Genomic DNA, 21465 nt, shown 5'->3' with positions numbered 1-21465 from the left:
GGAGGTTCCGTTGCGCTACCGGCGCCCAGGCACGCACCTCGCGGCGGCGGAGAAACGGCCACGATGGAAAAACATCGAGGCCGCTCCTCCGCCACCACGAGGCACGCACCTGAACACCGCTATCGCTAACGGAGCCTCCAACACGGCGCACTTGCTGTGTCACTTCAATGTCGCTCGGACTTGGTTGGCGGCCAGGACGGCTACCGGATCGAGCTCGTCGGCACCGGCGTCCACGGAGGCGACCAGTGCCCGCTTCATCCGCGGGTCCCAGACCGTCTTGATGTGGTTCGCGATCGCCGTCGCGGCGTCAGCCGGTGCCTTGTGCTCGAACTGCCGCGCGATCTCGTTCGCCAACCGCACATGCGGTGGGATCATCGTAGCGCTCATGACGCCGGCACCGTCTCGCGCACGGCTGTGGTTGAGACCGGCTCCACCAGCAGATCGACCTGCACAGCGGTGACCTTGTACTCCGGGCAGTTGGTCGCCCAGTCCGAGTTGTCGGTGGTGATCACGTTCGCGCCCGTCACCGGGTGGTGGAACGTGGTGTAGCAGACCCCGACCGGCATCCGGTCCGACAGCTTCGCCTTCAGCTTCGTCCGCCCGACCCGGCTCGACAACGCCACCATCGAGCCGTCCTCGATCCCGCGCACCTCCGCGTCGTGCGGATGCAGCTCGAGGATGTCCTCGGGATGCCACGCGACGTTCGCCGTACGCCGGGTCTGGGCCCCGACGTTGTACTGCGAAAGGATCCGCCCGGTCGTCAGGATCAACGGGTACTTGCGGGTCGACCGCTCCGTCGTCGGCACGTACACGGTCTCCATGAACCGCCCCTTGCCGCGGGTGAACTCCTCCTCGTGCATGATCGGCGTCCCGTCCGGGTGCTCCAGGTTGCACGGCCACTGCACCGAGCCGGCCTCGTCGAGCTTCTTGAACGAGACGCCCATGAAGGTCGGGGTGGTGAGCGCGATCTCGTCCATGATCTGGCTGGCCGAGTCGTAGTGCATCGGGTAGCCCATCGCCTGCGCGATCTCGCAGACGATCTGCCACTCCTGCTTGCCGGTCTGCGGCGCCATCACCGGCCGGACCCGGTTGATCCGCCGCTCCGCGTTGGTGAAGGTGCCGTCCTTCTCCAGGAACGACGTCCCGGGCAGCAGTACGTGCGCCCACTTCGCCGTCTCGTTCTCGAACAGGTCCTGGACGATGAGCAGGTCGAGCGAACCGAGCGCGGCGAACACGTGCGCGGTGTTCGGGTCGGACTGGGCGATGTCCTCGCCCTGCACGAACAGCGCCTTGAACGACCCGTCGATCGCGGCGTCGAACATGTTGGGGATGCGCAGCCCCGGCTCGTTCAGGATCGGCGTACCCCAGAGCTGCTCGTAGACGTCACGGGCGCCGTCGTCCGAGACGTGCCGGTACCCCGGCAGCTCGTGCGGGAAGGAGCCCATGTCGCAGGAGCCCTGCACGTTGTTCTGTCCACGCAGCGGGTTCACGCCGACACCGCGCCGGCCGATGTTGCCGGTCGCCATCGCGAGGTTCGCCATCGCCATCACGGTGGTCGAGCCCTGGCTGTGCTCGGTGACGCCCAGCCCGTAGTAGATCGCGCCGTTGCCTCCGGTGGCGAAGAGCCGAGCGGCGGCCCGCAACTCCTCGGCCGGGATCCCGGTCGCCTCGGCGACGGCCTCCGGGCTGTGCTCCGGCTGCGCGATGAACGACTCCCACTGACCGAAGTCCTCACAGCGCTCGGTGACGAACTCACGGTCCACCAGACCTTCGGTGACGATCACGTGCGCGAAGGCGTTGACCACGGCGACGTTCGTCCCCGGTGCGAGCTGCAGGTGGTGGGCAGCCTCGATGTGCGGCGACCGGACCAGGTCGATCCGGCGCGGGTCGACCACGATCAGCTTCGCGCCCTGCCGCAGCCGCTTCTTCATCCGCGACGCGAACACCGGGTGCCCGTCGGTCGGGTTGGCGCCGATCAGCAGGATGACGTCCGACTTCCCGACCGACTTGAAGTCCTGGGTGCCCGCCGACTCGCCGAAGGTCTGCTTCAACCCGTACCCGGTGGGCGAGTGGCAGACCCGCGCGCAGGTGTCGACGTTGTTGTTGCCGAAGACCGCGCGGACCATCTTCTGTACTGCGTAAACCTCTTCGTTGGTCGTCCGCGATGAGGTGATCGCGCCGATCGATCCTGGTCCATAAGTAGCCTGGATCTCGCGCAACCGGCGAGCAGTGAAGCCGATCGCCTCGTCCCAGGAGACCTTCCGCCATGGGTCGGTGATCGCGTCGCGCACCATCGGTTCCATCACCCGGTCCGGGTGGCTCGCGTACCCGAACGCGAACCGGCCCTTCACGCAGGAGTGGCCCTCGTTCGCGCCGCCGTCCTTGTACGGCACCATCCGGACCAGCTCGTCGCCGCGGAGTTCGGCCTTGAAGGAGCACCCGACGCCGCAGTACGCGCAAGTGGTGATGACGGAACGGGTGGGCATGCCGAGCTCGATGACGGACTTCTCTTGCAGGGTTGCGGTTGGGCAGGCCTGGACGCACGCGCCGCAGGAGACGCAGTCCGACTCCATGAAGGAGACGCCCGCGCCCGCGGCGACCTTGGAGTCGAAGCCGCGGCCCTCGATCGTGAGTGCCAGCGTGCCTTGTACTTCGTCACACGCGCGGACGCAGCGCGAGCAGGCGATGCACTTGGAGGCGTCGAAATCGAAGTACGGGTTGGAGCTGTCGGTCGGTGCGTCGAGATGGTTGGCACCGGCTTCGACACCCGAGCCGTACCGTACTTCGCGGAGCCCGGTGACCCCGGCCATGTCCTGCAGCTCGCAGTCCCCGTTGGCCGAACAGGTGAGGCAGTCGAGCGGGTGATCGGAGATGTAGAGCTCCATCACGCCGCGGCGCAGCTTGCCCAGCTTCTCGTTCTGGGTGCGCACGACCATGCCGGGCGCGACGGGCGTCGTACAGGAGGCCGGAGTGCCGCGGGCGCCGTCGATCTCGACGATGCAGAGCCGGCAGGACCCAAACGCCTCGAGGCTGTCGGTGGCGCAGAGTTTGGGGATGTCGAGCCCGGCCTGCTTGGCCGCACGCATCACCGAAGTACCGGGTGGAACGGCGACGCTCACCCCGTCGATGGTCAGCTCGACAGTCGCCTCACCCTCGCGGGCCGGCGTACCGAAGTCGGGTTCCTTGAGCAGCGTCATACGGTGAAGTCCTCTCCGAAGTGGCGGACGGCGCTGCGGACGGGGAGCGGGGTGAGCCCGCCCATCGCGCAGAGCGAGCCGTCGGTCATCAGGTCGCACAGGTCGTCGAGCAGGACGAGGTTCTGTTTGCGGTCCTCGCCGCGCCGGATCCGGTCGATCGTCTCGACCCCGCGGACCGCGCCGACCCGGCAAGGCGTGCACTTGCCGCAGGACTCCTCCGCGCAGAACTCGAAGGCGAACCGGGCCATCGCGGACATGTCGACGGTGTCGTCGAACACCACGATGCCGCCGTGGCCGACCATCGCCCCGGCGGCCGCGAACGCCTCGTAGTCCATCGGCAGGTCGAACTGTTCGACTGGCAGGTAGGCCCCCAGTGGCCCACCCACCTGGACCGCACGGACCGGCAGTCGCGACGCGGTACCACCGCCGAGGTCGTTCACCAGCTCGCCGAGCGTGATGCCGAACGCCGTCTCGACGATGCCGCCGTGCGCGACGTTGCCGCCGAGCTGGAAGACGTTCGTCCCGAGCGACCGGCCCATCCCGTACGCCGCGTAGGTCGCGGCGCCGTTCGCCAGGATGGTCGGGATCGTTGCCAGTGACAACACGTTGTTGACGACCGTCGGGCGGCCGAAAAGCCCTTCCAGGGCGGGGATCGGTGGTTTGGCCCGGACCTCTCCGCGCTTGCCCTCGAGGCTTTCCAGCATCGAGGTCTCTTCACCGCAGATGTAGGCGCCGGCCCCGACCCGGACGTGCAGGTCGAAGGTGAGGTCCGAGCCGAGAATGTTCTGCCCGAGCCAGCCGCGGTCACGGGCCGTGCGGATCGCCGCGTTGAGCGCCTCGATCGCATCCGGGTACTCCGACCGCAGGTACACATAGCCCTCGGTGGCGCCGACGGCGTGGGCGGCGATCGTCATGCCCTCGATCAGCGTGAACGGATCACCCTCGATCAGCATCCGGTCGGCGAAGGTGCCCGAGTCGCCCTCATCGGCGTTGCAGCAGATGAACTTGAGATCGGACTCCGCGCCGAGCACCGTGCGCCACTTGATCCCCGTGGGGAAGCCGGCGCCGCCTCGGCCGCGCAAGCCTGAACTCACCACTTCTTCGACCACGTCCGCCGGTGACATGGCCAGCGCGGTCTGAAGGCCCTTGTTTCCTTGGTGTTCCGCGTGGTCGTCGCCCGAGCGCGGGTCGATCACGCCGACCCGCGCGAACGTCAACCGCTGCTGGCGCTTCATCCACGGCAGCTCTTCGACCAGCCCAAGCCCCGCACCGCCGCCCGGCGCTGCACCGCCGACGGGTACCACAGCAATGTCTGGCGCGGAACCGTCGAGCATGCCCGCTGCAATCAGGCCATCGACGTCTTCCGGAGCGACCGGTCCGTAGCCGACCCGCCCTTCGGGTGTCTCCACCTCGACGAGCGGCTCCAGCCAGAGCATCCCGCGAGACCCGTTGCGGACCACCTCGATCTCGCGACCAGCGGCATCAGCCGCCGCGACGATGCGCTCGGCGACCTCGTCCGCGCCGACCGACCGGGCCGCCGCGTCGCGGGGTACATAGACCTTCATCGTGCCTCCCCGAGCAACGCGTCCAGCCTGGCCGGCGTGACCCTGCCGTGCAGCTTGTCGCCCACCTGGACCGCCGGGCCGAGGGCGCAGTTGCCCAGACAGAACACCTCGTCGACGGTCAGCTTCCCGTCGTACGTGGTCTCCCCGAAGCCGACCCCGGTACGCCGCCGCGCGTGCGTGGCGAGCTCCTCGGCGCCGACTGAGCGGCACGCTTCGGCCTGGCAGATCCGTACGGTGGTCCGGCCCGCGGGTTTGCGCCGGAAGTCGCGGTAGAAGGTGACGACGCCATGCACCTCGGCCACGGACAGGTTCAGCACGTCGGCGATCACGGGGACATCGGTCTGGTCGACGTACCCGAGTTCCTCCTGCACCGCGTGCAGGATCGGGATCAGCGCGCCGCGCAGACCGCGCAACTCGGTCGCGATCTCACGCACACGTTCGGCACGCCCGGGAGCCGGGACGGGGGCAGGGGATATGACTTCGCTCGTCATACAACGACTGTCCCGGCCCGTTACCCCAGGGTCAAAGCAAACCTGTCTATGACGTGATAGGCACGAACTATCAACTGGTACTGGTTACCAGCGCCGCCTGTTCATCGTAGTTCAGGCGGCCTTCTTCTGGGCAGCGGTGGTCAGCAGGTTCTCGATCACCGCGGCGTAGGACATCCCGGCCGCCGCCCACATCCGCGGGAACTGCGATGCCGGGTGCCTTGGTCAGATGCTTGTCCAGCCCGACCGCGCTCGCCGCCACGCCGCTGCCGACGTACGGGACCTGTAGCTGGTCGAGGAAGCCCTGGAGGACGCCATCCTCACCACCCTCGCCGTGCAGCGCGGGGACCACCACGTCGCTGTCCTGCAGCAGTGAGATCGCCTCGAACAGGCCGTCGTTCCAGTTGCCCTGGGCATCGATCACCAGCGGGATGGCGGTATGCCCGGACAGCTCCACGGCCTTGCTGATGCCTCGCCCGCTGGCGAGCGACACCTGGTGCTCCGGGCTGGCACCGCCACTGATCACGACCACCTTCACCGCTGGGTCCCCTCGACGTAACGACGCGGGTCAGCGCGATCCACTGATCGGGGGCGCTTCCGCCGCGGCGCATACCTCTATCGAGCTTGAGGTGTATCTGCCGCACGTTGGGGGCCGAGGCCGCCTGCTGCAGCTCGACGACGGTGGAGATGCTCACATCGATGTCCGAGAGCAGCAGCAGCTCGGAGGCGTCGTACAGCCAGATCAGGATCGGTTCGGTCAGGCCGGCGGCGCGCAACTGAAGGGCTTCGTCGGCGCGGGCGACGCCGAGCCAGGTCGCGCCCGCCTCGATCGCGGCCCGGGCGACCTGGACCGCGCCGTGGTTGAAGGCGTCGGCCTTGACGATCGCCATGATCTCCGTGCCCGGCCGGATCCGCTTGTGCAGGGTTTGTACGTTGTCCCTGACCACGGAGAGGTCGACGACGGCCTCTGCCAGCCCCACGCAGGTGCGGGCCGGACTCTGGACCAGGTTCATATCCGTCATTGTTGGTTCCGGCAACGAGTCGGCGCATCGGTTCGCGGGCGGATGTTCGGGCGCCCGGGTCTACGACTCTGGTACGACATCGCCTCATCCCGGCTCGTCCTTTTGATCGAGCCGCCGCCTTACTCTTCTCAGGTGGACGCGACTGGTCATCTGAAGGCTTCGCTCGAGGCGGGCATCGCGCTGGGCAACCGGTTCGGCGCGGAGTGGAGCTGCGGCCGGTGGAGTCCGGTTGTACTCCGCCATGGTGTTGCTGGCCGAGGGCGACGTCGACGCGAGCGCTGGTGAGCTCAACGAGTTGTTGCGGGTGACGCGAGCGGCGCCGCGGCTGACGCAGTACGAGGGGGCGCCTTGGCATCTGCATTTCGCCGGCCCCGAGGTGTCGATGGCGACCAGTTGGCTGGCCGAGTTCGCCACCGCGGTCGCGATGCTGGTCGGCAGCGACGACCTGGAGTTGTTGCGGCGGTGTGGCGCTGAGCGGTGCGACAACTTGTTCCTGGACGCGACCCGCAACCACACCCAGCGGTTCTGCTCGACGGCTTGCCAGAACCGCACGAAGGTCGCCGCGTTCCGCTCCCGTGCCTGGTGCAGCCGGAGTCCGTGATGCCCGGACCTCCGCCACTCACAAACCCCCCGTTTCCACCCGGGAGCACGCCTGCGCACGCCTGGCCGGGTGCGATCGGTTGAGGTTTGTGAGTGGCGGCGGTCCGGCCCTGCCGCCCAACATCACCACCTCCGGCTGGCGTGGAGAGATGCAGGTCACGTTCAGCGAGGTCACAGTTCGCCGGGTTGCTTTGTCGTACAGGTGTAGGCACTTTGAATACGACAGAGGAGTCCCACCATGGATGCCCGGTTGAACATCTTCGCCAACCCGAACGCCGGCAAGGTCCTGAAGTACATCGGCTCCGCGGGCCACGCGCTGGCCGGCGGCCCGGTGCCCGCCGCGACGCTGGAGCTGGTGAATCTCCGCGCCAGCCAGATCAACGGCTGCGGCTTCTGCGCCGATATGCACATCAAGGACGCGATCGCTGCCGGTGAGACACAGCAGCGGCTCAATCTGGTCGCGACCTGGCGGGAGGCGACCTGCTTCACCGAGGCTGAGCGCGCCGCGCTGGAGCTGGCGGAAGAGGGCACGCGGATCGCGGACGCGAACGGCGGGGTCTCGGACGAGGTCTGGGCGAATGCGGCCAATCACTACGACGAGGACCAGCTCTTCACCCTGGTCTCGCAGATCGCTCTGATCAACACCTACAACCGGCTGAACGTCATCACCCGCCAGCCGGCTGGCGGCTACGTGGTCGGTCAGTTCGGCTGACCCTCGATTCCCATTCCCCCCGGGGCGGGGTTCTTGTGGGTTCGGTACCGTAGTCGGCATTGTTGCCTCTGACAACCAGCCCAGCCTGGAGTAGAGGTAGCCGCCATCGGTGGTCGCCATCAGCAGACCGGTGGCGGCACCGCGGGCGATCGCTCGCCGGCTGAGCAGCGCCATCACGACGCTGCCCAGTCCCCGGCGGCGATGCGCCGGGTCGGTGTGGATGTCATGCATGACGGCATCCATGCTCAGGTGGTGCACAGAGTGGGTCAGCGGCCGAGGACGAAGGTTTGGATGGCGATGACGGCGGCGCCGCGGGCCCACTGGGTGAACGACGGGTCCTGCAGGACGATCGGCGGTGGCATGGCTGATGGATGACGGTCGGACTGGAGACCGGCCTGGAGCTCGTCTTGCGCGACTGTCGCCAGCTGGACGCCCTCGCCGCCGATGATGACGGCCTCGGGCATGGTGAAGTTGCTCGCTGCCGCGACCAGGCGGCCCAGGGCGTGACCCGCCGAGCCGACCACCCGGCGTGCCGCGGGCTCACCGTTCTTGGCCAGGTCCAGGCATTCGTCGTACCCGATCTGGCGGCCGAGGGCCTCGCCGACCTGACTGGTGATGGCCTCGGTGGTGAGCAGCACGCTCGCGCAGCCGCGATGGCCTCGTTCGCAGAGCGGACCGTCCGGGTCGAGCTGGAAGTGACCGATCAGGCCGAGCCCGCTCTCGGTGGTGTCGACGAGCTTGTCGTGGACGACCAGGCCGTAGCCGATGCCCGCGCCGATGGTGAGCAGGCAGAAGCGACTGAGTCCGCGGCCGGCCCCGAACCAGTGGATCGCCTCGGTGACCGCGGTGACGTCGTTCGCGACGACCACTTGGGCGTCGATGCGCTCGGCGACGAGTCGCTGGAACGGCACGTCCTCCCAGGCCAGGAAGTCGCCGCGGAGTACGTCGCCGGTGCTGGAAACATGGCCGCCGACGCTGATCCCTAGGCCGGTGACCTCCGGCTGGCCTTCACCCATTGAGCGGGCGAGGTCGACGACCACATCGGCAACCGTCTCGGGCGAGTGGTTGGGGAGTGGGCGCTCCTCGGTCGCGATCACCTCGGCCCGCAAGGTGGTCAGCACGCCGAGAGCAGCGTCTCCGGTCACCTTCACGCCGACGAAGTGATGTGAGGTAGGCACGATGTCGAGCGGCTGCGACGGCCGCCCGACCTTGGGATCGGCAGGCCCGCCCGGTACTTCGACCAGCAGCCCCGACTCCAGCATCGGCTTGGTCAGCCGGGTCAGACTGCCCGCCGACAACTCGACCCGCCGGGCCAGCTCGGCCCGCGACAGCGGCCCGTCGAGCAGGATCTCCAGCGCAAGCTGATGTGAAGGCCCGCTCAGCGGCCGCCAAGCCCCTGCTCCCGCCGAAATCCCTCCCACTCCACCAGACCCTACGGCAGTTTGCGGGTGTCGATCAGTTGCTGGGCGACGTCGCGGAGCTTGGTGTTGGTGCCCTGGGAGTACCGCTTGAGGATCGCGAACGCCCGGTCGCCGTCCACGTCGAAGCGTTCCATCAGGATGCCCATCGCCTGTCCGACCAGCTTGCGGGCGTCGACCGCCTGCGCCATCGTCTCCTCTTGCCGCGCCGACGCGACCGCTACCGACGCGTGCCGGGCGAGGATGTGCGCGATCGCCTCGTCGTCCTCGCCGAACGCGTCCGGCTCGGGCGAGTACAGGCCCAGTACGCCGACCGTCGAGCGAGTCGCGTCGCCGGTGGTCAGCGGGACGTCCAGCACGCTCCGGACGCCGAGGCTCGCCACCTTCGCCGCCCACTCCGGCCAGCGCTGGTCCTGGGTCGTGTCGCGGACGAGTACCGTGCTGCGCTCCCGCAACGCGGTGATCAGTGGGCCGGTATCGGAGGTGATCTGCAGGCTGTAGACGTCGCTGACCACCGGATCGGTGACCGCCGCGACCTCCGGTTGCGAGCCGCGCGTGTAGAGCGCGATCCCGGCGTGGGTGCAGGACAGGGCTTGCAGGGCGAACTGGATCACCGCATCGACTGTCTCCTCGACGCTTGGCGCGTCGTGCAGTTCGATGGCGAGTTGCGCGAAGGCGTCCGCGGACGTCGACGCGGCAACCTCTGGGTCAGCCATCTGGGCTCCAGACATGGGTCAGTGTCAGGGCACCCCGTGGCTGGAGTGTTCCTCAGCGCACATAATGCAGCCTCGCCCGCCGGAAGTGGTAGCCGGATCCCCTTCTGGTTTCACTTTGACAGCCGCAGGTGACCATCCGGCAACCTGGGGTTACAGCCACTTGACGGCGGCGGAGAACGGTGGAACATCAGCAGTAGGTGCACCACAGTTCCGCGGTGCATTTACTGGAGGTGTTCCCCATGACTGAGCGACACGAGTTGCGTTGGGGTGGCTTCGCCGGACTGGCCTTCGTCCTGCTGGTGCTGGTGGGCAGGTTCCTGCCCGGCAACCCGCCAGGCGTCGACGAGTCGGCGAACGCGATCACGAGTTTCCTCACCGACGGCCGGACCTCGATCCTGGCCGGCGCGCTCATGACGAGCGCCGCAGCCGGATTGATCATCTGGTTCGCCGCGGCCTTCGCCGAGGCGATGCGGGAGAGAGACGATCGCAGCGACATCCACATGGCCCTGCTGGCAGGCTCCGTGCTGGTCGGCGGCGCCATCTTCGTCAACGCCGCGGTCACTGCGGCCACCGCTTACGGTGTCGACGGAAGAGACGCGGCGATGACGCAGATGATGTTCGAGTGGTCGGCGGTCATCACCACGATGATCGGCTTCGCGGCCACGCTGCCCCTCGCGGCAGCCGGCATCGGCGTACTGCGGACCCATCTGATGCCGGACTGGCTCGGCTATCTGGCCCTGCTGGCAGCGCTGGTGTCGTTCGCCGGCGCGTTCGGGATCTTCGTCGAGAGTGGCGCCTTTGTTGCCGGAGGCACCTTGATGACCACGGTCCCGCTGCTGGTGGCGGCCGTCTGGCTGGTCTGCGCGAGCGGCTACATGGTCCGCGAGCACCTGCCCGAGGTGAGCACGGGAGAAGCGGTGGTGCCACAGGTCTAGCCTTTTGCAAGGACAGTGGCAGAAATTAGTTGTAGTAGGTCATTTCTGCCACTGTTGCAGTCGAGGCTACTCCGGGAGGCTGGTGCTTCCGGAGTTACCTCGGCTGAAGGGGATGGAAGATGTCGACGGTGTTGCAGACTCCGCCTGCGGTGCAGGAGCAGGCGATTGCTCATTTTGCTGGGAAGCTCAAGTTCGAGACGGACCCGTCGGATGTCGCGGCTGACATCGGCGCCGGGACGACCGGTTGGGTGCTGGTCGACAGCCGGAGCCAGGCGAGTTGGGACCAAGGCCACGTACCCGGCGCGATTCACCTGCCGACGGCGGAGATCGCGGCCCGCGCTGCGGCCGTAGTACCGGTTGGGACCGCGGTCGTCACCTACTGCTGGGGACCGGCCTGCAACGGTGGTACCAAAGCTGCCCTGGAGTTCGCCAAGCTCGGGTACCCGGTCAAGGAGATGATCGGCGGCATGGAGTACTGGACCCGAGAAGGTCTGCCGGTAGAAACCGCCAGCGGCATCACCCGCCAGCCTTCCGACCCGCTGGTTGCTCCGCTGGGGATCGCCTGCGCCTGCTGAGTTGCTCAGGTGTTGAGGTTGGCCAGGTAGTCGGCGTTGCCTCGGATGGCAGCCTCGTAGCGTTTCAGTTCTGGGGTGTCGATGCGGTCGGCGATCACCAGGAGCAGGGTGGCCAGCGCCTGTTCGTAGGCGTCAGGTCTTTGCTCACCACTCCATCATGCCTGGCCGCCGACCCGGCCTGCCGCGTGTGGGAGATCGCGAAGTAGGACTCAGAGGTCGAGCACCAGATCGCCGGTCGGCTGTGAGCAACAAGGCAGCACCTGGCCGGCGATCGGTGGCTCCAGCGGTTGCGGCCGGTAGCTCACCTCACCGGAGATCAGCGGCGTCATGCAGGTGTGGCAGACGCCCGTCCGGCACGACCAGCGCGTCGGTACGCCGCAGGCGTCGGCCAGTTCGAGCAGCGACGAGTGCTCCGAGGACCACGGCACCGACAGGCCGCTGCGGGCGAAGGTGATCAGCGGACCCGTCCCTGGCTCACCTTCGGGCGGATGAGGCTTTACTGCGCGGTGATCGGTCAGCCCCGGCCTGATCGTAGGCAACGTGCCGAACAGCTCGGTATGGATCCGATTGCGCTCAATCCCCAAGCCTGCAAGGGTTTCGCTCAGCTCGTCCATGAACCCGGCCGGCCCGCAGAGGTACGCCGTCGCGTCCGCCGGCAACCCGAGTTCGGCGACCTGCTCCGCGGTCGGACGCCTACCGTTCGCGGTGTAAAACACGTGCTCTCGCACCTCAGGAAGCGAAGCCAGCAGCTCACTCGCCTCTGCCGCGAAAGCCTGCTGAGCCTCGTCGCGGGCAACATGAATCCACCACACCGGCCCGGCAGCTTTGCTGTCGGCGAGTGCATGCAGCATCGCGAGTACCGGCGTTACCCCGACCCCAGCCGACACCAACACGATCGGTCCAGTGTCATCGGTCAACACGAAATCGCCGCGCGGCGCCGCCGCCTCGACGGTCATCCCAGCCGCCAGCTGATCGTGGATGTAGCTGCTGACCAGACCCTCGCGCTTGACGCTGATCCTGTACTCCGCCGCGCCGGGCGCCGACGACAGCGAGTAGCTCCGGACGGCCGGTGGGTCAGCAGCCGCGACCCGGAGGGTCAGGTACTGCCCGGCCCGCGCGGCCGGCGCTGGCCCTTCGTCCTCAAGTCGAAGGCGGACCGAGAGGATCGTGTCGCTCTCGTGCACCACCTCGGTGACCTTCAACGGCCGGAATCCCGGCCAGCCAGACGAAGCCGGTGCAGGCGCATCGGAGTACTGGTCGACGAGTTCGCGGAAGGATTGCTGCCAGCCCGGGCTGAGCGCCGGGATGTCGAGCGAGCGCCGGAGCATCGCCTCGTCGCGATCCGGGAGGTACAGCAGGGCATCGATGCCGGCGACGCTCAACGCCTGCGGACCGACTCGCGTGCGGACGATCTCGTCGCCCGCCTCGACGAGTCCTTCTTTGATCACCCGCAGGTAGAAGCCCGGCCGATGATGCCGGACCAGTAGCGAGGGCAGCTCTGGTTCGCCGAGGCGCATCCCGACGCGATAGCAGGTCACGCGCGGCTGGCTGACCTCGAACTCCGCTTCGCCGATCCGGTACCGATCGCCGATGCAGACCTCGTCATCCGGCAACCCGTCCACGGTGAAGTTCTCGCCGAACATCCCGTAGGTGAAATCGTCGCGCCCGAAGTACTCCTGCCAGTACGCGTAGGAGTCGAGCTGATAGACGAGCACCGCACGCTGCTCGCCACCGTGCCCGTTGAGATCGCCTTGACCATCGCCGTCGACATTCAGCCGCCGAACCATCCTCGGTCCTTCGACGGGCGTCTTCCAGATACCTGTGTGAACAGTCCGGTCGTTCCAGGACACGTCCTTCGGCGTGCCGACGTTGAGAGAGCGCAGCGTGGCCATGATCAGCTCCAGCTGTTGAGTACTGAGCGGGTTGGATGGAAGCGGACCGCCCGGCCTGTTTCGCCGCCGGCGTCCCACTCGATCGTCGCCGTGCCGGACAGGTGCAGCGCTGTGCCGGTGGTGAAGTCGAGGAAGAGCAGCGCGGTGGTCGGGTCGATCGCGATGTTGCCCAGACTGTTGAACATGTTGTTGCCCGGGTAGTCCGGCCACCACAGGTCCGTGCCGTCGATCCGCACGAAGCCGGGGTCGCCGCCTTTGTGAGAGGTGTCGGCGCCACGCGTCGGGTGCGCAGTACCGAGGAAGAAGGTGTCGGCGGCCTCGATCAGCGCCGTCTGCTCCACGCCGAGCGTCCCGTCGGTCACGATCGGCAAGGTCGACGCCGGCTGGACGACCTCGTGGGGATGGATGTACTGCGGGCAGTTCCCGTAGGCCTGCTCCGCTGCGATCTCCAACTCCCCATCGGTACTGCGAACGAGCTCGCCGTTGATCCGCACTCGTCGCCGAAGCGCGAGATCGATCACCAAGACGCCGACCTGCTGCCAGGCGGGAAGTCCGCACAAGGGGTCACCCGCGCCAGGCGCAGTACGGATCGTCAGAGTGCTGCCGCTGGAGTCGAGGAAGCCCGGCAATCCGGACATCGCCGTCGTCCATAGCCTTCCATCGCCGTCGCGAGCCGTGATCGCCACGAAGTCGCGCTGCGCCAGAAACTTCTTCGCGCCACCCTCGAGCGAGGCAGGCCGCAGCATCCCTTCGAGCCGGGCTGCGTCCTGCGCCACTCCGGCCTTCTCCTGAACGTCCAGCTCGCCCTCGTGGAAGGTCATGATCGCTTCGATTTCTGGTAGTGCCTGGCGACCCGGGCGCGGTTGCCGCACACGCTGCCGACGCACCACTGCCGCCGCTTGTGCTCGGCGAGGAAGAGCATCGAGCAGTTCGGATTCGCGCATCGCCTGAGCGTCGCCAGCCTGCCGGCGTCCGCCATCAGCTCGATCGTCTGGCGGGCGATCAACGCGAGTGCCGCATTCCCGCCGTACTCCGGATGCCAGCGCGTCTCCGCCTGCAGTTCATCGCCCATCACCACCATCCGCAGGCTCTGCGGTGCCGCGGCAGCGGCTGCGTTGATGTCCTCCACCGAGGTCGGCAACGGCAGCCGCCCGGCCAGGTGCGAGTCGAGTACGTCGCGTACTGCGGTCCGCAGCCTGCGCACCGCCGTACCGTCCGGGACCGGCCCGGCCGGCAGCCGCACCTCCTGGATCTCCCACCACTTCGCCAGCTGCTCCGGCGTCTCGATCAGATCGACCGGCGGATCCATGGCCAGAATCTTCGTGTCCACCAGATCGAGCGCGACCACCCGCTCACCACCCATGGCGAACCCCGCGGCCAACAGATCCTCGACACTCGGACTCATGCTCACCTGCATACCTTAGGCATTAGTTGCGCCACAGATCAAGGATCTGCTTAATGGTTCTGTCTTCAGTTTATTATTAGCATTGCCCAGGCTCTAGAGTTTCGAGACCTGGTAGTGGTCGATGCTCCAGTCGTTGTCGCTATGGCGCGCAATGATGCTCAGGAAGACCTCCAGGGTCGGGAGGTCGACGAAGGAGAAGGCGACCTTGAGATAGCCGAGGACCAGGTCGTCGGTGAGGTGCCTGGACTCGAGGATCTCGTAGCCGGCCTTCAGGCCCGGCGGTTGCGATTCGTAGTACTGCGCTACGCCCGCTGGGCCGATGCTGTACGGGCGCAGTCCTTGGAAGATCGCGTTGTCGGTGAAGAGTTTGGCGACGGCCGCTGGGTCGTGGGTGCCGACGCCGGCCATCCATTGGTCAAGGAGTGTGCTGAGAACGCTGGTGGTGTTCATCAGTGGCCGGCGTTCTGTCCGCCGTCGACGTGCAGGACCACGCCGGTGACGAACGGGGAGTCCTCGAGGTAGGTGATGGCTCCGACGACGTCGGAGATGTCACCCATCCGGCCGACGGGGTGCAGGGCTGCGAGGACCTCGTGGGTCTCGGCGGGATGCATCGGCGTACGGATGATGCCGGGGGACACCGTGTTGACGCGGATACCTCGAGCGGCGTACTCCGTCGCCAGTGACCTGGTCACCGCGTTCAGCCCGCCCTTCGTCAGCGAGGCCAGTGCGGACGGCACGTTGGTGTTGGCGTGATCGACCAAGCTGGTCGACACGTTGACGATGTGGCCGCCGTCCTGGCCGAGCATCGCCTCGACCGCACGCCGGGTGACCTCGAAGAAGCCGCGCAGGTTCACCCCGGTGACAAGGTCGAACTCCTCGTCGGTGTAGTCGGTGAACGGCTTGGCGATGAAGACACCGGCGTTGTTGACCCGGGTGTCGATCCGGCCGAACACGTCCAGGCCGTGCTCGATGATCCGGTTCCCGGCGCCCGGGGTGGCGATGTCGCCGGCCACGGTCAGCACCAGCGGGTCGTCGGACGGCTGGATGGATCGTGAGTTGGCGACGACGGCGTACCCGAGCTTGCGGTAGGCGGTCACCAGCCCGGCGCCGATGCCCTGCGATGCGCCGGTGATGACTGCGACTTTCTGCGTACTCACTGTGCTGCTCTTTTCTGTTCTCTCGAGGAGAGCGATCGTTCTCCGTGCCTCGATGGTGGCGCGGCGCCCAGCGGTTCTCCACGACTTCCTGGCTCTGAGCTGAGAGGCAACGCCTACGATCAGCAGATGGAACTGCGGCAGCTCCGGTACTTCGTCGCGGTGGCCGAGCAACTGAACTTCGGCCGCGCCGCCGCCACCCTGCACATCGCCGGTCCGTCGCTGTCGCAGCAGATCAAAGCGCTCGAACGCGACTTCGGCATCCGGCTGTTCGACCGCGACCGCCGCTCCGTCACGCTGACCCCCTCCGGTGAAGCGCTGCTGGCTCCGGCCCGCGACCTGCTGAATCAGGCCGACGAGCTGCGCCGATCAGCAGCCGGCCTCTCGAAAGCCGAACCGGTCCGCCTCGGCTATGTCAGCTGGCATCCACCGGACTTGCTCACCCGCGCCTCGGGCGTCGCGCAACTCCGCATCGATGCCTGGGTGATGCCCTCCCACACCCAAGCCGCCCGCGTCGCCGACGGCAGTGTCGACCTCGCGATCGCCTGGATCAAGAAGTCCGCGCTCGACGAGCTCAAGCTGGAGGCACGCTTCATCGGCGCCGACCGGCTGTACGCCGTATCGCCCGGCTCTGACGATTCGCCGGTCCGTGCGAAGGATGTCGTCATCTTGGTCGACTCGGATATCGCGACGTGGGCGTCGTGGAACGACTACGCCGAGGAGCTTGCGAAGGCGACCGGGGCGCGACTCGAGTACGTCGACGACGGCGGTCTCACCGGGCCTGCTTTCCATGAGCATGTACGCCGCCTGCGCCGTCCGGTTCTCAACAACCCGAAGCGCACCACTACACCGACCCCGCCAGACCTGATCGAGCGCCCGGTCACCGACCCGGCGCCGTACTGGACCTGGTCCCTCCTCTCTCGCCAGGCGGATCCGCGCGCGGCGGTCCGATCCAGCATCCACGCCCTGACCGACGGCATCCCCCCACTATGCGCCGACCTCTCAGCCTGCTGGCTCCCAGCCGACGACCCCTATCGCTGATGGTTTCTCTATGGCCGGGGAAAGGTGGTGCCTGCCTCCAGTAGGCGTTCTACGGCGTAGGCCGGGTCGATCACGGCCTCGGGGGTGTGGATGCCGGGTGGGAGCGCTTCGCCGCGGAGGCCGAGCAGTCGCTCGACGCCGAGGGCGATGCCGACTGCCGTCACCGGGCGCTGCCCTGCCGGGTGGACGAGATGGCGGGTCAGGCTGAGCGGAGTACCGGCTGGATCGACTCCTTCGAGGTCGATGCGCATCTCGAAGGAGGGGGCTTGCCCGCGGCGTCGGCCGGCGGATTCACCGACGGCGAAGGCGAGGCTGACGTTGGGTGCGCCCGTCGCGAGGGCGAGGCTCGGTACGTCGAGGATGGGCGCGGACTGGCCGGGTAGCACGGTGCCGTCGACACTTTGGATCTTCACCTGCGCGTCGGGTGCGGCCAGCCAGGTGAAGACGCCGTCGCGGCGTACTAGTGCTGCTGACGTTGAAACGGAAAAGCGCTCGAGGTCCGCCTCTCCTGCAGGACCGCCGGTGTCTTGTTCGTCCAGTACTGCGCCGATCCGGATGCTCTCGACGCGGCCGAACTCCCGGGCCCAGTGCATCGTTGCGAGTGTGGTCACGCCGGCACACCAGTGGCTGGCGAGCAGGACCGGCGAGGCGCTCGGGCGCTGGGCACTCGCGATGACCTCCGGCGCGATCTCCACCATGCCGCTGGAGATGCTGAGATACGGCAACCCGTGGTCCTGTGCGTAGCGCAGACCGTTGAGGTGGTTGTCCCAGAGGGTGGCGATCACCGCCGAATAGCTGTCGCCGGCCTGGAGACCGAGATCGCCGCGGCTCAGGTCGATGGTGATGGCGTTCGCGTGGAGGACGGATCCAGTGAGAGACGTGGCCACACCAGCGACCCGGCTGTCCAAAGGGGCCAGGCGGGAGCAGTTGCTCGACGCGGCGCTCACGATCGTGCGCACCCGGGGCGCCGACGGCCTGACTCTGGTCACCCTCGCGGAAGCAGCCGGGGTGAGCCGGCCGATCGTCTACGACCACTTCGGCACCCGCGCCGGCCTCCTGATCGCGCTCTACCGCCAGCTCGACGATCGCCACAGAGCAGCACTGGACGAGGCGCTGAAAACCGCCGAGCCCACAGTCGCCGCGACCGCCCGCGTCATGAGCGCCGCGTACTTCGCCTGCAGCACCGACATCCCAGAGTTCGCCGCCCTCTCCGCCGCTCTCAAAGGCAACCCGGAAATGGAAGCGATCCAGCACGACCTGCTCAACGACTACACAACCGCGATGGCCACAGCCCTCGCCCCGTACTCCGAACTCCCACCCAAATCCCTGAAACTCCGCTGCATAGGCCTCCTCGGCGCCGCCGAAGCACTAGCCACCGAACTAACCCACAACCGAACCACACCTCGGCTGGCAACCTCTGCCCTCACCGACCTGATCACCGGCAACCTCTAGAGGCCGTTGACCCGGTCCCCGAACACGTCCGCATCGGCCACCACGACGAACTGGTCGTCACCGAATGGGACTTCACCGGCTCGCAAACCCCTGCCCTGGAAATCGGCTACGCACTAGGGCACTGGACCCTTCGCCCAACCCTTAACCGCAAAGCAGTGACAGCCTTCCGCGACGGCTACATCGAGGCCGCCGGTGAGTGGCCGAAACTCGACCTCATCCTTCGCTGTCGCCGTGAGCGGCCGGTATGGGTACGCGGTCTTCGGCACCGAGATGTACGAGATCAAGTACTTCACCGATCTCCAGGGCAATGTCGACAGCAGGGCCATCACGAAGATCGGCGGTGGCTGGGGTACCTACAGGACTTTCGAGAGCTCAGACCTCTGGCTGGGCACCTAGCAACCGCAAGACGCGTCCCACCCAGAACGACACCCCGCCGCACGGCGAACGACAACCCTCCGCAGCGGCCCACCGGAATGGGCGGTCCGCTGCGTTCTAGTACTTCAGCCGGAGTTCGTGATGTTGGGGCGGCAGGCCCGGACCTCCGCCACTCACAACCTCCCGTTTCCGCCCGGGAGCACGCCTGCGCACGCCTGGCCGGGTGCGATCAGTTGAGGTTTGTGAGTGGCGGCGGTCCGGCCCAACCCGACGACCGCACGCTGAACATCACGAACTCCAGCTGTAGTGCTAGGGCGATCCCTGGAGTGCGGCCAGTACGGCGAGGACTCGGCGGTGGTCGTCTTGCGCGCCGTGGAGGCCTAGTTTGCTGAAGATGTTGGCGATGTGGCTCTCGACTGTTTTGAGGCTGACTGTCAGGCGGTCCGCGATGGCTGAGTTGGAGCGGCCTTCAGCCATCAGGGCGAGTACGTCGCGTTCCCGTTCTGTCAACGCTGCAAGGGGATCGCTGGCCGAGTCGGCGCGCATCAGGTGCCGGACGATCTCCGGATCGAGTGCCGTCCCGCCGGCCGAAATGGTGCGCAGGGCACCCATCAGCGTTTCGACATCGACGACTCGGTCTTTGAGCAGGTAGCCGAAGCGCGCGGCATGACGCCTCAACAGCTGCGAGGCGAAGTGGGTCTCGACCGCCTGGGACAGCAGGAGTACTCCGAGCGCGGGCATCCGCTCCCGGAGCTCGATCGCCGCGGCCGCACCTTCGTGCGTGTAGGTGGGAGGCATCCGGATGTCGACGATCGCGATGTCCGGCAGATGCCGATCCACGGCCGCGATCAAGTCGTTGGCATCGGCAACGGTCTCGCAGACTTCGACGCCGGACTCGGCCAGCAGCCGGGCAAGACCTTCCCGGATCAGGGCGGAGTCGTCCGCGATGACTACTCGCATGGGAGCACCGCCTCGACGCGGGTCCCGCCGCCAGGCTGGTCGTGGACAGAGAGCACGCCACCAAGGGCGGCGACCCGGTCCGCCAGCCCTTGGAGTCCGCGACCCTGGGGATCGACTCCACCAACACCTTCATCGAGTACTGCGACGTGCAGTTGTGTCGCGCTGGCCGAGACCCGGATCTCCACCTCGTCGACCCCGGCGTGCTTGACGACGTTCGAGACCGCCTCGGCGATGACGAACCAGGCCGCACTCTCCACGGAGGAAGGGAATCGCTGGTCGACCACGTCGAGCTTCATCCGCACCGGGATCCGGCCGGCCAGCTCATCAGTCGCCGCCCGCAGACCGCCTCCCGCCAACGCCGCCGGTTGCAGCCCGCTGGCCAAGTCGCGGAGCTCCTGCACCGTCAACGCGAGATCCGTGATGGCCCGGTCGACCTCGGCACGCAGTACCGTGTCGGCGCCGTTGACGCGAGCGGAACGGAGCTGAAGCGCGATCGCGAGGATCCGCTGCTGAGCGCCGTCGTGGAGGTCGCGTTCCATCCGGTGGCGTTCGTCCAGGTGCGCGCCGGCGAGACGGGCGCGCGACTCGGTGATCTGCTCGACCTGCTTGGCGAGTTCTGCCCGCAGACCCAGGTTGTCGATCTCGGCGGAGGCCTCGTGGACGACGGCTTCCACGACGGTGCGATCGCAGTACGACGGGTTGAACTCGATCCGCGCGCTCACCTCGCCCCGGCGTACGACGTCGACCACGTCCGATCCGGGCACGGCAGCACGACCGTCCGCGGTGACCCAACCGCCGTCGGTCGGGAAGAGCACGCGCACCTGCGGATCTCCAGTCGCCGCGACCAGCAGCGCGTCAAGGTCAGGCGGTGACTTGGCGAGCCCTGCCTGCACAATCTGTACGGCGTCGAAGCGGCGGCGGTTGAAGCGGCGATCGACTATCCGACGGGCCCACGTGTACGCCGGACGCGCGACCGCCGCCGCGGCCAGGGTGGCCAGGATCGTCAGCAGTTGCGCGTCGGCCTGGACAGGAAGGCTTTTGGTGATGACCACGACCACCAGGCCGAAGACAGCGATGACCGAGCCGGTCGAGATCGCGTACGCCGCTGAGTCGGTGACGATCCGTTCCACGTCGTACAGGCGGTACTTCGCCACGGACATGGCAGCACCCAGCGCGAGGCTGATGACGCCGACGCTCATCACCCAGCCTGCGGCGTTGGCGAATCCGGCGTACGAGGCAGCGAACGACGCGACCACAGCCGGCGCGAGTGGCGTTGCTCCGGCTACCAGCCACAGCAGTTGTTGGCGCGCTTCACCCCTGGCTCGACGGAAGGCGGCCACGAGGACGTAAACACTCGCGAGCAGGCAAAGGCCGAGGACTATCACTGAGATCGCGGCCAGAATCGCGATCGGGCCGGCGAGTCCCGTCACGGCCCAGGGGCTGATGAGGTGGTCATACGGACGCTCGAGATGCGTGGAGCGCAACAGGGCGGCGATCTGGAAGACGATGCCTGAGGCAACCGTCAGGACGGGGAGAGCGCGTGACTTCGGTCGGACGGCTGGGGTGAATTGGAGGCCGAGGGCAAGGAACAGGAACCACCAGACGAAGCTGGTGTCGCTGAAGGTGGCCATCAGCTGCCCATGCGGCGCAGGGTCAGGGCCTAGCGCGAGGTCCGTGTACAGCTCGGTGAACCCGCTCCAGGTCAGGGAGGTGCCGAGTCCCAGGAAGGCCCAGCCGGCGAGTTGGTCGAATACTCGCCAGGTGAGGAGCACGCCCACCGCCCAGCAGACCAGCATGGCGACGAAGTAGATGACATCGGAAGGCTCTGTGTGCCCACCGCCGAGTCGGTGGTCGAGCGCAACCATCCCGGCGAAGAGCGCAGGCGCGAGCGGCCAGGCGAGCGCCCGCGCCAGCACCCTCGCAATCCTGCCCATCTCGTCATAGTGGCAGGAAAACCG

Annotated in this window: 22 protein-coding genes and 2 pseudogenes; 7 read left to right on the top strand and 17 right to left on the bottom strand. The window is 67.4% G+C overall.

Annotated elements, in window-relative coordinates; genetic code table 11:
• Nucleotides 1–159 precede the first annotated feature (159 nt).
• The 6 genes and pseudogenes from A3ES_RS0116305 to A3ES_RS57080 form a co-directional block, all read right to left on the bottom strand.
• The gene (locus A3ES_RS0116305) at nucleotides 160–387 is read right to left on the bottom strand and encodes a formate dehydrogenase subunit delta (protein WP_026162914.1); all 228 of its coding nucleotides are present in this window, start codon (nucleotides 385–387) and stop codon (nucleotides 160–162) included.
• Entirely contained in the window at nucleotides 384–3197 is a 2814-nt protein-coding gene (gene fdhF / locus A3ES_RS0116300; RefSeq protein WP_020387907.1) for a formate dehydrogenase subunit alpha, read from the bottom strand. Before fdhF ends, A3ES_RS0116305 begins: the two co-directional genes overlap by 4 nt.
• Complete coding sequence (locus A3ES_RS0116295) at nucleotides 3194–4762, bottom strand: formate dehydrogenase beta subunit (protein ID WP_020387906.1); 1569 nt, start codon at nucleotides 4760–4762, stop codon at nucleotides 3194–3196. Before A3ES_RS0116295 ends, fdhF begins: the two co-directional genes overlap by 4 nt.
• Nucleotides 4759–5253, bottom strand: coding sequence for an NAD(P)H-dependent oxidoreductase subunit E (locus A3ES_RS0116290; RefSeq protein ID WP_051084727.1), 495 nt, complete (start codon nucleotides 5251–5253; stop codon nucleotides 4759–4761). The genes A3ES_RS0116295 and A3ES_RS0116290 overlap by 4 nt, the downstream gene beginning before the upstream one ends.
• A gap of 70 nt (nucleotides 5254–5323) precedes the next feature.
• Nucleotides 5324–5788 carry a D-alanine--D-alanine ligase family protein gene (locus A3ES_RS56740; protein ID WP_020387904.1) on the bottom strand — a complete coding sequence of 155 codons (465 nt, stop codon included), beginning with the start codon at nucleotides 5786–5788 and terminating at the stop codon, nucleotides 5324–5326.
• Between the two features lie 37 nt (nucleotides 5789–5825).
• A pseudogene (locus A3ES_RS57080) lies at nucleotides 5826–6263 on the bottom strand (alanine racemase); the annotation flags it as partial.
• Nucleotides 6264–6501: 238 nt separating this feature from the next.
• Here A3ES_RS57080 and A3ES_RS47400 point away from each other — a divergent pair.
• Together A3ES_RS47400 and A3ES_RS0116270 are read left to right on the top strand one after the other, a co-directional pair.
• On the top strand, nucleotides 6502–6873 hold the full coding sequence (locus tag A3ES_RS47400; RefSeq protein ID WP_157630551.1) for a CGNR zinc finger domain-containing protein: 372 nt from the start codon (nucleotides 6502–6504) through the stop codon (nucleotides 6871–6873).
• Between the two features lie 237 nt (nucleotides 6874–7110).
• Nucleotides 7111–7584, top strand: a complete 474-nt coding sequence (locus A3ES_RS0116270; protein WP_020387901.1) for a carboxymuconolactone decarboxylase family protein — start codon at nucleotides 7111–7113, stop codon at nucleotides 7582–7584.
• 123 nt (nucleotides 7585–7707) lie between these two features.
• On the opposite strand, the pseudogene A3ES_RS56735 reads toward A3ES_RS0116270, so the two are convergent.
• From A3ES_RS56735 to A3ES_RS0116260, 3 genes and pseudogenes are all read right to left on the bottom strand, one after another.
• Nucleotides 7708–7815, bottom strand: a pseudogene (locus A3ES_RS56735) (GNAT family N-acetyltransferase); the annotation flags it as partial.
• 35 nt (nucleotides 7816–7850) lie between these two features.
• Nucleotides 7851–9005, bottom strand: a complete 1155-nt coding sequence (locus A3ES_RS0116265; protein WP_020387900.1) for an ROK family transcriptional regulator — start codon at nucleotides 9003–9005, stop codon at nucleotides 7851–7853.
• 11 nt (nucleotides 9006–9016) lie between these two features.
• Nucleotides 9017–9718 carry a GAF and ANTAR domain-containing protein gene (locus A3ES_RS0116260; protein ID WP_020387899.1) on the bottom strand — a complete coding sequence of 234 codons (702 nt, stop codon included), beginning with the start codon at nucleotides 9716–9718 and terminating at the stop codon, nucleotides 9017–9019.
• 239 nt (nucleotides 9719–9957) lie between these two features.
• Here A3ES_RS0116260 and A3ES_RS0116255 point away from each other — a divergent pair, with 239 nt between their 5' ends.
• Together A3ES_RS0116255 and A3ES_RS0116250 are read left to right on the top strand one after the other, a co-directional pair.
• On the top strand, nucleotides 9958–10653 hold the full coding sequence (locus A3ES_RS0116255; RefSeq protein ID WP_020387898.1) for a hypothetical protein: 696 nt from the start codon (nucleotides 9958–9960) through the stop codon (nucleotides 10651–10653).
• Nucleotides 10654–10772: 119 nt separating this feature from the next.
• A complete protein-coding gene (locus tag A3ES_RS0116250) occupies nucleotides 10773–11228 on the top strand; it encodes a rhodanese-like domain-containing protein (protein WP_020387897.1) in 456 nt (151 codons plus the stop codon).
• Between the two features lie 209 nt (nucleotides 11229–11437).
• On the opposite strand, the gene A3ES_RS0116240 is transcribed toward A3ES_RS0116250, so the two are convergent.
• The 5 genes from A3ES_RS0116240 to A3ES_RS0116220 form a co-directional block, all read right to left on the bottom strand.
• Entirely contained in the window at nucleotides 11438–13120 is a 1683-nt protein-coding gene (locus tag A3ES_RS0116240; RefSeq protein ID WP_020387895.1) for an MOSC and FAD-binding oxidoreductase domain-containing protein, read from the bottom strand.
• 2 nt (nucleotides 13121–13122) lie between these two features.
• The gene (locus A3ES_RS47395; RefSeq protein ID WP_020387894.1) at nucleotides 13123–13941 is read right to left on the bottom strand and encodes a pyridoxamine 5'-phosphate oxidase family protein; all 819 of its coding nucleotides are present in this window, start codon (nucleotides 13939–13941) and stop codon (nucleotides 13123–13125) included.
• The gene (locus A3ES_RS0116230; RefSeq protein WP_237744974.1) at nucleotides 13938–14525 is read right to left on the bottom strand and encodes a CGNR zinc finger domain-containing protein; all 588 of its coding nucleotides are present in this window, start codon (nucleotides 14523–14525) and stop codon (nucleotides 13938–13940) included. The genes A3ES_RS47395 and A3ES_RS0116230 overlap by 4 nt, the downstream gene beginning before the upstream one ends.
• Nucleotides 14526–14618: 93 nt before the next feature.
• On the bottom strand, nucleotides 14619–14975 hold the full coding sequence (locus A3ES_RS0116225) for a nuclear transport factor 2 family protein (protein ID WP_020387892.1): 357 nt from the start codon (nucleotides 14973–14975) through the stop codon (nucleotides 14619–14621).
• Nucleotides 14975–15682 carry an SDR family NAD(P)-dependent oxidoreductase gene (locus A3ES_RS0116220; RefSeq protein WP_020387891.1) on the bottom strand — a complete coding sequence of 236 codons (708 nt, stop codon included), beginning with the start codon at nucleotides 15680–15682 and terminating at the stop codon, nucleotides 14975–14977. The genes A3ES_RS0116225 and A3ES_RS0116220 overlap by 1 nt, the downstream gene beginning before the upstream one ends.
• 126 nt (nucleotides 15683–15808) lie before the next feature.
• On the opposite strand from A3ES_RS0116220, the gene A3ES_RS0116215 reads away from it, so the two are divergent.
• Nucleotides 15809–16720: a LysR family transcriptional regulator gene (locus A3ES_RS0116215; protein WP_020387890.1), complete on the top strand. Its 912-nt coding sequence runs from the start codon at nucleotides 15809–15811 to the stop codon at nucleotides 16718–16720.
• Between the two features lie 8 nt (nucleotides 16721–16728).
• Here the strand turns inward: A3ES_RS0116215 and A3ES_RS0116210 are convergent, their stop codons facing one another.
• On the bottom strand, nucleotides 16729–17607 hold the full coding sequence (locus A3ES_RS0116210) for a hypothetical protein (protein WP_020387889.1): 879 nt from the start codon (nucleotides 17605–17607) through the stop codon (nucleotides 16729–16731).
• On the opposite strand from A3ES_RS0116210, the gene A3ES_RS0116205 reads away from it, so the two are divergent.
• Both A3ES_RS0116205 and A3ES_RS0116195 read left to right on the top strand, forming a co-directional pair.
• Nucleotides 17600–18172 carry a TetR/AcrR family transcriptional regulator gene (locus A3ES_RS0116205; RefSeq protein WP_020387888.1) on the top strand — a complete coding sequence of 191 codons (573 nt, stop codon included), beginning with the start codon at nucleotides 17600–17602 and terminating at the stop codon, nucleotides 18170–18172. The two genes, A3ES_RS0116210 and A3ES_RS0116205, sit on opposite strands and share 8 nt — an antisense overlap.
• A gap of 231 nt (nucleotides 18173–18403) precedes the next feature.
• Nucleotides 18404–18568 (top strand): hypothetical protein, encoded by a 165-nt coding sequence (locus A3ES_RS0116195; RefSeq protein ID WP_157630550.1) that lies wholly within the window; start codon nucleotides 18404–18406, stop codon nucleotides 18566–18568.
• Nucleotides 18569–18856: 288 nt separating this feature from the next.
• On the opposite strand, the gene A3ES_RS0116190 is transcribed toward A3ES_RS0116195, so the two are convergent.
• Nucleotides 18857–19507: a LuxR C-terminal-related transcriptional regulator gene (locus A3ES_RS0116190; RefSeq protein WP_020387885.1), complete on the bottom strand. Its 651-nt coding sequence runs from the start codon at nucleotides 19505–19507 to the stop codon at nucleotides 18857–18859.
• Nucleotides 19498–21441 (bottom strand): sensor histidine kinase, encoded by a 1944-nt coding sequence (locus tag A3ES_RS51285; protein WP_083933492.1) that lies wholly within the window; start codon nucleotides 21439–21441, stop codon nucleotides 19498–19500. Before A3ES_RS51285 ends, A3ES_RS0116190 begins: the two co-directional genes overlap by 10 nt.
• Between the last annotated feature and the right edge of the window lie 24 nt (nucleotides 21442–21465).

The sequence above is a fragment of the Kribbella catacumbae DSM 19601 genome (genome assembly GCF_000372465.1).
In the GTDB taxonomy this organism is placed as follows: domain Bacteria; phylum Actinomycetota; class Actinomycetes; order Propionibacteriales; family Kribbellaceae; genus Kribbella; species Kribbella catacumbae.
Note: the sequence above shows the minus strand (reverse complement) of the source record. Positions and strands in the feature narration are given on the sequence as shown.